The organism is Asticcacaulis sp. SL142 (assembly GCF_026625745.1).
In the GTDB taxonomy this organism is placed as follows: domain Bacteria; phylum Pseudomonadota; class Alphaproteobacteria; order Caulobacterales; family Caulobacteraceae; genus Asticcacaulis.
Map to the genome: position 1 here is coordinate 2,391,752 of NZ_CP113061.1, position 10,455 is coordinate 2,402,206.

Here is a 10,455-nt window from a genome sequence, read left to right on the forward strand (position 1 = left end):
AGGGGGCAAGCCCCCTAGACCCTAAAACTTTCAATTAGGCTCGACTAGAACGCTCCGCGAAGCGCATCCACCAGATCGGTCTTTTCCCATGAGAACCCACCGTCATTATCCGGCGTCCGGCCAAAGTGGCCATAGGCGGTCGTGCGCTCATAGATCGGCTTATTCAGGCCCAGATGGGTGCGGATCGCGCGCGGCGTCAGGCCCCCGATCAGTTCCGGCAACAGTTTTTCCAGCGCCTCAGCATCGACTTCGCCGGTGCCGTGGGTATCGACATAGAACGACAGCGGCTTTGACACCCCAATCGCGTATGATACCTGAAGCGTGCATTTTTTCGCCAGACCCGCCGCCACGACATTCTTGGCCAGATAGCGCAGGGCATAGGCCGCCGAACGGTCAACCTTGGTCGGATCCTTACCCGAAAACGCGCCGCCGCCATGCGGAGCGGCCCCGCCGTAGGTATCGACAATGATCTTACGGCCCGTCAGGCCGGCGTCACCATCAGGACCACCAATGACGAAGTTGCCGGTCGGATTGACCAGCCATTCGGTCTCATCGGTCACCATGCCTTCGGGCAAAACCTCAAGCGCCAGGGGTTTGATAATGGTCGCTACATCTGCGGGGGTCAGGCCATCATGGTGTTGGTGTGACACCAGAATTTTCAGGATACGGCTGGGCACGCCGTTTTCATAAAGCACGGTCACCTGGGACTTGGCGTCAGGCTCCAGAGACTTGGCCTCACCGCTATGGCGGGCCAGCGCCAGACGGTGCAGGATATTATGCGACCATTGCAGCGGGGCGGGCGTTTTTTCTTCGGTTTCGTCGGTAGCATAACCGAACATGATGCCCTGATCACCGGCACCCTCGTCCTTCTCGTCACCGGCATCAACGCCCATGGCGATATCGGCCGACTGCGCATGCAGGTGGCAGGCATAGTCGGCGGCGGCCCAGTGAAAGCCTTTCTGAGCGTAGCCAATGTCCTTAACCGCGTGACGAACCTTATGTTCCAGACCGCCGATGATATCCTCGATAAGGTCGTCACCGGCACGCACTTCACCGGCCAGGATGATACGATTAGTGGTAACCATGGTTTCGCAGGCGACGCGTGCTTCTGGGTCCCGCTCTAAAAAAGCGTCGACTACGACGTCGGAAATGCGGTCAGCCACCTTATCAGGGTGTCCCTCAGAAACGCTTTCGGATGTAAAGATATAGGAAGGACGCATAATGGGCTCCACCGCATGAATAATGTCATAACCATATAAAGATATGTTTATATGAGTTCAAGGCCTATCATGACGCAAATAGGCCCCGCCAGTTGACGGGGCCTATTTGCAGGCTCGAAATGTGCAGACTTTAGACGAATAAAGTTAAGCGTCCTCGTCTTCAGCCAGGGTGCGAACCAGTTCGAGAATACGCCGACGCTGTTTGCTGTTTTTAATGCGCGGAAAGGCTTCGGCCAATTCGATGCCTTCGGTCGTCATCAGGAACCCGTGCACGAACTGTTCAGATTCGGACTCCGAGAACCCTTCGACCGCCTCTGACTGACCATAGCCCTCAAAGAAGTAGGCCACCGGCGCCTTAAGGGCCTTAGAGATTTCATAAAGTTTTGAGGCGCTGATGCGGTTCGACCCGCGCTCATATTTTTGAACCTGCTGGAACGTCAGATCGATAGTTTCGGCCAGACCTTCCTGTGACATGCCCAAAAATTTACGGCGCATACGCACGCGCGCCCCGACATGGAGATCGACCGGGTTAGGAGACCGGTCCGTTTTTGAATTATCGTCCAATTTTTGCCTCTGTAAAAAACTATGCCTGACCTTAAAGGCTTGGGTCACCAGATTTAATCGCTATGAGCCACATACGCCGCTATCGCTTAACTGGTTTTTTTGACCCGCCCTAACAAAGTATTATACGGCAGAAGAATCAAGCTAAAAATTGAAATAAAGATTACATAAATGACATAGAATTTTCCATAGGTGGTTAGTTTTACCGCTTTTGGTATCATTACATCAATGTAACTCGCACGCCCTACCCCAAGTTTAGTTGACGGTATTACTCGACCCAGCGGATCAACAACCACAGATATTCCCGTTGGTGTTGATCTCACCATAGGTAAACCTTGCTCTATAGCCCGATAGGCTGACAGATTTAAATGCTGAATCGGGCCACTTGTTGGGCCAAACCAGGCGTCATTTGAAATATTAACAATCCATTGCGGCCGTTTATCCGGTTTTCCAAAGCTGTAATTACTTTGATCAAGCGTCGGAAACAGTCCCTCATAACAAATAAGCGGCAAAAAAGATGGTATACCATCTACAGTCATCGCTTTTGTTCTGTCGCCGGGCGTGAAACCGTCGCCAATATTGACCAGGTTTTTCACACCAATCTTAGTCAGTAAATTTTCAAACGGCAGGAATTCTCCGAACGGGACTAATTTAAATTTATCGTATGCCGCCACAATGCGCGTTTCATGCGCTTTTTGCTGAATAACCAGCATGGTATTACGCCAGACCATATTCCCGCCCTTATCAAGATCAGAGCGATAGACCCCCATCATCAGGGTTTGATCCGGTTCGAGAAGCCGCGCAAACACCTCTGATGTCCATGAACTGGCTGAGAATAATTCTTCTGCCGAGGCCGGTAACGCCCCTTCGGGCCAGATCACAATATCAGGACGTCGCCCGTAATCCGCACCCGTCGCCGACCATTTGGCATATTTGGGGGTCGCGTGGGTCATGGTCACATAGTCGCGGACAATGCGGGAAAACTCGCTTTCCGTCCATTTGGCCTCCTGACCGATATTGGTTTGCACCAGCCGCACCGAGGTCGTGGACGGTGTGATCTGCGTACTGATCAAACGATACTGACCAAAGGCAAAACAGACCAGTAAGGCCCCCGCCGCGACCATGACCGGCCGATAGCCTTTAAGACCCAGTGCCGGTTTGATGATAGCGACACTGGCAAAGGCCATGACGGTGATCAGGCTCAGGCCGTAAACCCCGACCAAAGCCGCCATCTGCGACAGGGCCGAGCCCGCCATCCAGCCTGCGCCCGCCGGATTCCACGGAAAGCCGGTGAATATCCAGCCACGGATCATTTCAAAGCCACAGAACCACACCGCAAAACACAACAGGCTTTTCACGCCGGATTTGGGCGCGAACTGCGCATAGACTATGCCAAACAGACCCCAGAAAAAGGCAATCATGGCGGGCAGGATCATGACCGCAAACGGGGCCATCCAGCCAAAGGTTTCCGCATCGACCAGAAACGCTTCGGCCACCCAGAAACAACTGATCAGGAAATAGACAAACCCGGCCCAGAATCCGACCGCAAACGCCCGCCTCAGCGGTTTTGGCCCCAGATCGCCATTAAGCACATAAAGCAGCAGGCCGTACCCCAACAGACCCGGCAAAAACCCAAACGGCGGATGAGTCAGCGCCGCCAACGCCCCGGCCAGCGCCGCCAGCCGTTTGGGGCCCAGATAACGCCTTAAGGGCGAAAGCTTTTGGCCGAACGCCGCAATCCGTGTTCGGAGATCCGCTGAAAGCATGTTGCACCCTTATTCGTCTCTGTCGGTATCTTCGGACAATTGCGCCTCAGTCAGCGGATGCAGGCGCAGGCGCTTGATGCGACGGGTATCGGCATCCATGACTTCGATATCAAAGCCCGCGGATTTATGGCGCACCACTTCCCCGCGGCGCGGCACCCGCCCCGCCAGAACGGCGACCAGCCCGCCCAGTGTGTCGACCTCTTCTTCGGTATCTTCAGGGTAAAGCTCCAACCCCAACCGCTCCTCAAGGGTTTTAAGCTCAACCCGGCCATCAGCCTCAATCACGCCCGCCCCATGTTCGATAACATCAAGGGCAGCGTCATCATCATATTCATCATCGATGTCACCGACCACGGCTTCGATCAGGTCTTCCATCGTCACCAGACCGTCGGTGCCGCCAAACTCATCAATGACCATGGCCATGTGGGTGCGCTCGGCCTGCATCCGCAGCAGCAGTTCGTGCGCCTTCATCGACACCGGCACATAGAGCACATCCCGTCTCAGGCGGTGCAGGATCGGCTCGGCCCAGTTCAGCCCTGAGCCGTCGGCATTCTCCGGCGACAGCACCTTAAGCAGGTCCTTGATATGCAGAACCCCGATCGGATCATCAAGGGTTTCGCGAAAGATCGGCACCCGCGAATGTTCGCTCTCGATACAGATCCTGACCACGTCCGCCAGAGTACAAGACACATCGGCCGCCACAATATCCGCCCGCGGCGTCATGACATCGGCCACGCGCAGGGTCTGAAATTCACGGGCATGATTAATGAGGTCGGCGGCGACATCCTTAGCCGGACTGAGGGGGTCCGCGTCGGCGTCCTCAGCGGCGGGTTTGCCCCAGCCAAACAGGGACAGAATGGATTTTTTTGAGGATGTCTGTGGCGATGGACTCGCCGGGTCGTCGGAGCTGGGCATGATGTTAGGCCGTAAACTCATAAATTTCATGATATTGGCGGCTGAAAGGGCTAAATAATGCTAGGAAATCGACGCAGATCAGGGCCGTCCCCTGTTCAAGTCTATTTCCGACGCAGTATGACGCCATTTCGCCGTCCGCAGGATGTGGTCCGTCTGCACGGACTACGGCGTCGTAAAATTTTGAAAATGTAGGCATTTCCAGCAATTTCCCTCCTGGTATCCGCACAAACGGCCTCACACCAATATCATGAAATTTATGAGTTTACGGCCTAAGGATATCAGGTCTCGTCTGTCAAATAGGGATCGGCAATATTCAGGCTTTTGAGGACGGCGCGCTCAAGATCTTCCATCTCCTGGGCCTCCGCCTCAACCATATGATCATAGCCTAATAGATGCAGTGCGCCGTGTATACTGAGATGTGTGACATGGTTGGCCAGAGTCTTGTTCTGCTCCTTGGCCTCACGCACGCAGGTCTCAAGCCCCAGCGCCATGTCCCCCAGATGGGCGATGTCGGTCACGCCTGCAATCTTGGGGGCCGGAAACGACAGCACATTGGTCGGGGCGTTCTTCTGGCGGTACTGCTTGTTGAGATCTTTCATCTCGGCATCGTCGGTCAGCAACACGACGATATCGGCCTGCTGGCTGGTTTCCAGATGCGCAAAGGTCGCCTCAATCGCCGTCTGGATCAGGTGCGGGGCCTCCGGCAGCACGTCGAGCCAGTCTTCATGCTCAACTTCGATATCCACCAAAACCGGACTTTCCATCAGGATTCCTTAAATTCGTTATCATAGGCGCGTACGATCCGCGCCACCAGTTCATGACGCACCACGTCATCGGCGGTCAGGCGCGATACGCCGACACCCTCCAGCCGCCCCAGCAGACTGACCGCGTGGGCCAGACCTGATTCACGCGCATTGGGCAGATCGACCTGCGACGGATCGCCGGTCACCACCATCTTGGAGCCTTCGCCCAGACGGGTCAGCACCATCTTCATCTGCTGCTTAGTCGTGTTCTGGGCCTCATCGATAATGACATAGGCGTTCGACAGCGTTCTGCCGCGCATATAGGCCAGGGGCGCCACCTCAATCTCATTGCGCTCACGCCGCTTGCGCAAACCGTCCGCCCCCAGAATATCGTCCAGCGCCTGCCAGATCGGCATCATATAGGGGTCAACCTTTTCATTCAGGTCACCGGGCAGAAAGCCCAGCTTTTCACCGGCTTCAACGGCAGGGCGTGCGATCACTAGCCGATCGACCGCGCCCTTCATCAAAAGCTGCGTGCCGTGCGCCACCGCCAGAAAGGTCTTGCCCGATCCGGCGGGCCCGAGGCCAAACACCAACGATTTGGTCAAAAGCTGCTGAAAATAACCGGCCTGACCTTCGGTCTTAGGCACGACCGCGCCCTTGCGGCCCATGACGACGACATGGGAATTAGAGTGATGATCGGCCCAGGCCGGGGTCTTACCCATCGGGTTCTGGATCAGTAACCGCACATCGGCCTCAGAGATATCAAGGCCCTTATCAAAGCGTTTTTTGAGGGCTGCAAATATCGCCTTGGCCTTTTGACGGCCCGCCACATCGCCGGTGACGCTTAAGCCCCCGCCCGGTGTTTCGACCAGCACATTATAGGCCGCTTCGATCAGCGCCAGATAGCGCTCATTCGGTCCGGTCAGGGCCAGAACCCCGTCTTCGCTCAGTTCGATAAAGTCGTCAGTTACGGTGCTCAAACAAGTTCCTTAATCAGTTCACCCTGCAAACTGTTATTACCCAGAGCCACAATTTTGACCGGCACGATCTTTCCGATCAGATGGGCGGCGTCTTCGGCAAAGACCGAATGCAGCCACGGCGAGCGGCCAATGCCCTGTTCGTTATGGCGGCCGCGCTTATCAAACAGCACGTCGATGGTGCGGCCCACAAGACCGGCTTTAAAATCCTGCTGCTGCTCGATGATCAGGGCCTGAAGCGCTTTCAGGCGCTCATCGGCAACCTTGTCATCAACCTGACCCGGCATGGCGGCAGCGGGCGTACCCGGACGCTTTGAGTATTTGAACGAAAAGGCCGAGGCGTATTCGACCTGACGGATCAGGTCCATCGTGTCCTCGAAATCCTTATCCGTTTCATCGGGGAAGCCGACGATGAAGTCACCGGACATGGCGATGTTGGGATTGGCCGCCTTGATGCGCGCAATCAGCTCGATATAGCTTTCGCGGCTGTGCTTGCGGTTCATAGCGCGCAAAATCTTGTTCGAGCCCGACTGCACTGGCAGATGCAGGTAAGGCATCAGTTGCGGGATATCGGCGTGGGCGCGGATAAGGTCGTCGCCCATGTCATTAGGATGGCTGGTGGTATAGCGGATGCGGTCAAGGCCATTGATCCCGGCCAGCGCCTCAATCAGACGTGCCAGGGTCGATTCTGCACCGCTTGCGTCCGCGCCATTAAAGGCATTGACGTTCTGCCCCAACAGGGTGACTTCGCGCACACCCTTATCGGCCAGACGGCGGGCTTCGTCCATAATCTGCGCCACGGGACGCGACCATTCCGCGCCGCGCGTATAGGGCACCACGCAGAACGTGCAGAACTTGTCGCAGCCTTCCTGCACGGTAAGGAATGCGGTCGGGCCAGAAACTTCGCGCTCAACCGGCAGCTTATCGAATTTTTCATCGGCCGCAAAATCAGCCATCAGGCGCTCACCACGGGCGCGGGTGGTGCGGGCAATCAACTCCGGCAACTGATGATAGGCCTGCGGCCCGACCACCAGATCAACCGCAGGCGCCCGGTTCATGATCTCAGCCCCTTCGGCCTGAGCGACGCACCCGGCGACGGCAATGGTCATGCGTCCGCCCCCGCGAGCCTCTTTGTCTTCGCGCAACTCTTTAAGGCGGCCAATTTCGGAATAGACCTTTTCGGCGGCCTTCTCACGGATATGGCAGGTGTTGAGCAACACCAGATCGGCATCTTCGGGGGCATCGGACATGACATAGCCGAGCGGGCGCAGAACATCGGCCATGCGCTCACTGTCATAGACGTTCATCTGACAGCCGTAGGTTTTAATATGCAGGCGTTTTTGGCCCGTCGTTTGAACAGCGGGCTGTTCGGGAGATGCGGTTTCACTCATGGGGTGCTTATGAGCGTTTGGGCCTTTTTTTTCAAGAGAGAAGACAGGATTTTATCCACAAGGCTCTATTGAAGCTCCGTGTGTATAGGCGACTTTAAGGACGTCTTAAACCTTTGTGTCTTCGTCGAGCGGTACGCCGTAAAGTTCAAGCTTATGGCCGACCAGCTTGAAGCCCAGTTTTTGCGCCAGGGCTTCCTTTAAGGACTCGATTTCCTGATCGAAAAACTCGATGACCTGACCGGTCTTGATATTGATCAGGTGATCATGGTGGTCGTCACCAGCCTGTTCATAGCGTGAGCGACCGTCACCGAAATCGTGGCGTTCGACCACACCGGCTTCTTCAAACAGGCGCACGGTGCGGTACACGGTCGCCAGCGAAATATGCGGATCAAGAGCAGCGGCGCGGCGATACAACTCCTCAACATCCGGGTGATCGGTCGCCTGAGACAGGACGCGCGCGACGATGCGGCGCTGATCGGTCATGCGCATGCCTTTTTCAATGCACTGCTTTTCGATACGATCCATGAGGACAACGCTCCCGTATTTAGCTTTATTCGACGCGGTTTCAACGCGATAAGCACAGGTTAAGGATTGATGACCGCAAGCGCAAGACAGAATGTCGCAGGCGTCACGCCAAATTCAGCCTCCGGACAGATCAAGCCGCAGCACATGACCATCGACCGGCGGGCCGATGCGGCGACTATAGTAGGATTTACGCTTGCCCACCCGCTCAAAGCCGAGCTTTTTATAAAGTGCCAGTGCGGCCGGATTATCGACCGCGACCTCTAGGAAAATGCTCTCGCATCCGCGCCCTTTCAGGTCATCGATAACGGCGGCCAACAGCGCGGTGGCCAGACCCCGGTTGTGCGCATCGCTACGGGTCGCCAGCGTTAATATTTCTGCTTCTTGGGAAATAAATGACAAAAACATAAATGACTGAATTTCATCATTTATTTTTACGCATTTAGCCAAGGTCGTATTTTTGGACAATATTTCTATAAATTCAGAATCTTTCCAGCCAAAATCGAAATTTTGTTCGTGGATTATAGAAATATCAGGCGTATATTGACCAATATCCTCAATAATCATGCCGGTGGACGCTCCGTATCGAAGCGGACAATCCGTTTGTCGGACACCTTGGCGTCGGGCTCACGAATATAGACCGGTTTAACATCTGAACGGTCTAAATCATCAAATCCCAGACGCGCCATGGCCTGAGTTGAGGGGCAAATCTGCGGTATGACCAAAGCTTGCGGCCAGTATGACCGGACATGATCGCCGCCATTGCCGGTCAGAATCCCCACGTCCGGCAGGGTGTTCGCATAGGCACTTAAGCCCTCATTATCATTAATATTCAATGGTATAGGCGACGTTATGGCGGCCATACCGTCAAAGGCCTGCACATAGACCTGCCCACGTCCGGCCTCGATCACCACCAGACGCCGCGTGTCCGTAAGCCCCTCAAACGCGGCCATCGCCTCTAAGGTTGAAAAGCCGCGTAAAGCAACGCCCGCGCCTTCGGCTAGACCTTTGGCAAAGGATAAACCTACCCGAAGCCCGGTAAATGACCCTGGCCCCAGCGTCACACAGACACGATTAAGGGCTTTTGGATTAATTCCAGCTTTATGGAAACAATTCCAGATTTGCGGGCCGATATGTTCCTGATGGCCACGGTTCATCAGTGCGGTATCATCATAAAGGCATGTCAGGCCATTCGGGCCGTTTTCATAGAGTCCGACCGTGCAGGCACCGACCGAGGTATCGACAACCAGTCCCAGCACCTAAAGCACCGACTCCACATGCTTTACTTCGGGGACATAGTGCTTCATCAGCGATTCAACACCCTGTTTCAAGGTTGCCGATGATGACGGGCACCCCGAACAGGCCCCGCGCATATGCAGCCATAATGTCCCGCTATCTTCATCAAAGCGATCAAACTCGATATCGCCCCCGTCCTGAGCCACCGCCGGACGCACCCGCGTATCGAGCAGTTCCTTGATCTCGGCCACGATCTGACCCAGTTCGCCCTCATAGACGACCGCGTCCTTTTCGGCCTCGGCTTGCGTCAAAATTGGCTTGCCGGAACTATAGAAATCCATGATGGCGGCCAGTATCGGTGCCTTGATTTGCGCCCAGATCAGTCCCGATTCCGGGTCACGGCGCACGGTCAGAAAATCATGGCCGAAATAGACGCCCGATACGCCGTCAATCTGAAACAGGGCCAAAGCCAGCGGTGATTTTTCCGCCTCAGTCTCAGTGCGCAAATCCAGTGAGCCGCCGCTTAAAACCTCACGGCCGGGGATGAACTTGATGACGTCGGGATTAGGCGTGGCTTCGGTTTGGATAAACATGGGCAGTTCCTATGATTAACCGGTAGATGGCCCTAAAGCGCCCAAAAAACAAGCCCCATCAGACCAGATCAAGAATCGCCGCCTCATCCAGATCGCCCGGCACGATGGTGATCGGTATGGGCCGCCCCCCGCCGAGACTGGCCACGCCATCACGCATCAAGCTGGAGATCAGCGGCCCCGGATCCCGGCCCGAAGCCGACGCCAGCACCAGAATTTTCAAGCCGCGATCCTCAGAGATCAGGGCCTTGATGGCATCACGCACGGCCCCGATCTTGATAATGATTTCCGCCGGATGGCCCGATTTAACAGCGGCAATATCGGCCAGTTTGGACAGCAGGGACTCGGCCTCAGCCCGTTGTTCGCGCTCGATCTCATCGCGCACACCGGCCCATTGGGTGTAGTCGGTTTCCGGCAGAACCCGCAGCAAGGTCACCACCCCTTGGGTCGCTTTCGCGCGCCCGCAGGCATAGGTGAGCGCGGCCTGAAACTCAGGGGAATCGTCGGCAATAATCAAAAATTTGCGCACGA

The 10,455-nt window shown here is 55.6% G+C and carries 12 protein-coding genes; all 12 read right to left on the reverse strand.

Features of this window, described 5'->3' with window-relative positions; genetic code table 11:
• Window positions 1-44: 44 nt before the first annotated feature.
• Window positions 45-1,223 (reverse strand): methionine adenosyltransferase, encoded by a 1,179-nt coding sequence (gene metK, locus OVA03_RS10840; protein WP_267527716.1) that lies wholly within the window; start codon window positions 1,221-1,223, stop codon window positions 45-47.
• 141 nt (window positions 1,224-1,364) lie between these two features.
• Entirely contained in the window at window positions 1,365-1,715 is a 351-nt protein-coding gene (locus OVA03_RS10845; protein WP_420710424.1) for a helix-turn-helix domain-containing protein, read from the reverse strand.
• Between the two features lie 155 nt (window positions 1,716-1,870).
• Window positions 1,871-3,547, reverse strand: a complete 1,677-nt coding sequence (lnt, locus tag OVA03_RS10850; RefSeq protein WP_267524459.1) for an apolipoprotein N-acyltransferase — start codon at window positions 3,545-3,547, stop codon at window positions 1,871-1,873.
• Between the two features lie 9 nt (window positions 3,548-3,556).
• Complete coding sequence (locus OVA03_RS10855) at window positions 3,557-4,462, reverse strand: hemolysin family protein (protein ID WP_267524461.1); 906 nt, start codon at window positions 4,460-4,462, stop codon at window positions 3,557-3,559.
• A gap of 278 nt (window positions 4,463-4,740) precedes the next feature.
• On the reverse strand, window positions 4,741-5,226 hold the full coding sequence (gene ybeY, locus OVA03_RS10860; RefSeq protein ID WP_267524463.1) for an rRNA maturation RNase YbeY: 486 nt from the start codon (window positions 5,224-5,226) through the stop codon (window positions 4,741-4,743).
• Window positions 5,226-6,188: a PhoH family protein gene (locus OVA03_RS10865; protein ID WP_267524465.1), complete on the reverse strand. Its 963-nt coding sequence runs from the start codon at window positions 6,186-6,188 to the stop codon at window positions 5,226-5,228. The genes ybeY and OVA03_RS10865 overlap by 1 nt, the downstream gene beginning before the upstream one ends.
• Entirely contained in the window at window positions 6,185-7,576 is a 1,392-nt protein-coding gene (gene miaB / locus OVA03_RS10870) for a tRNA (N6-isopentenyl adenosine(37)-C2)-methylthiotransferase MiaB (protein WP_267524467.1), read from the reverse strand. Before miaB ends, OVA03_RS10865 begins: the two co-directional genes overlap by 4 nt.
• A 105-nt stretch (window positions 7,577-7,681) precedes the next feature.
• The gene (locus OVA03_RS10875) at window positions 7,682-8,101 is read right to left on the reverse strand and encodes a Fur family transcriptional regulator (RefSeq protein WP_267524469.1); all 420 of its coding nucleotides are present in this window, start codon (window positions 8,099-8,101) and stop codon (window positions 7,682-7,684) included.
• A 114-nt stretch (window positions 8,102-8,215) separates the two neighbouring features.
• Window positions 8,216-8,665 (reverse strand): ribosomal protein S18-alanine N-acetyltransferase, encoded by a 450-nt coding sequence (gene rimI, locus OVA03_RS10880; protein WP_267524471.1) that lies wholly within the window; start codon window positions 8,663-8,665, stop codon window positions 8,216-8,218.
• Entirely contained in the window at window positions 8,662-9,357 is a 696-nt protein-coding gene (gene tsaB, locus OVA03_RS10885) for a tRNA (adenosine(37)-N6)-threonylcarbamoyltransferase complex dimerization subunit type 1 TsaB (RefSeq protein ID WP_267524474.1), read from the reverse strand. The genes rimI and tsaB overlap by 4 nt, the downstream gene beginning before the upstream one ends.
• The gene (locus OVA03_RS10890) at window positions 9,358-9,927 is read right to left on the reverse strand and encodes a NifU family protein (protein WP_267524476.1); all 570 of its coding nucleotides are present in this window, start codon (window positions 9,925-9,927) and stop codon (window positions 9,358-9,360) included.
• 58 nt (window positions 9,928-9,985) lie between these two features.
• Window positions 9,986-10,453: a universal stress protein gene (locus OVA03_RS10895; protein WP_189484985.1), complete on the reverse strand. Its 468-nt coding sequence runs from the start codon at window positions 10,451-10,453 to the stop codon at window positions 9,986-9,988.
• Window positions 10,454-10,455: the final 2 nt, after the last annotated feature.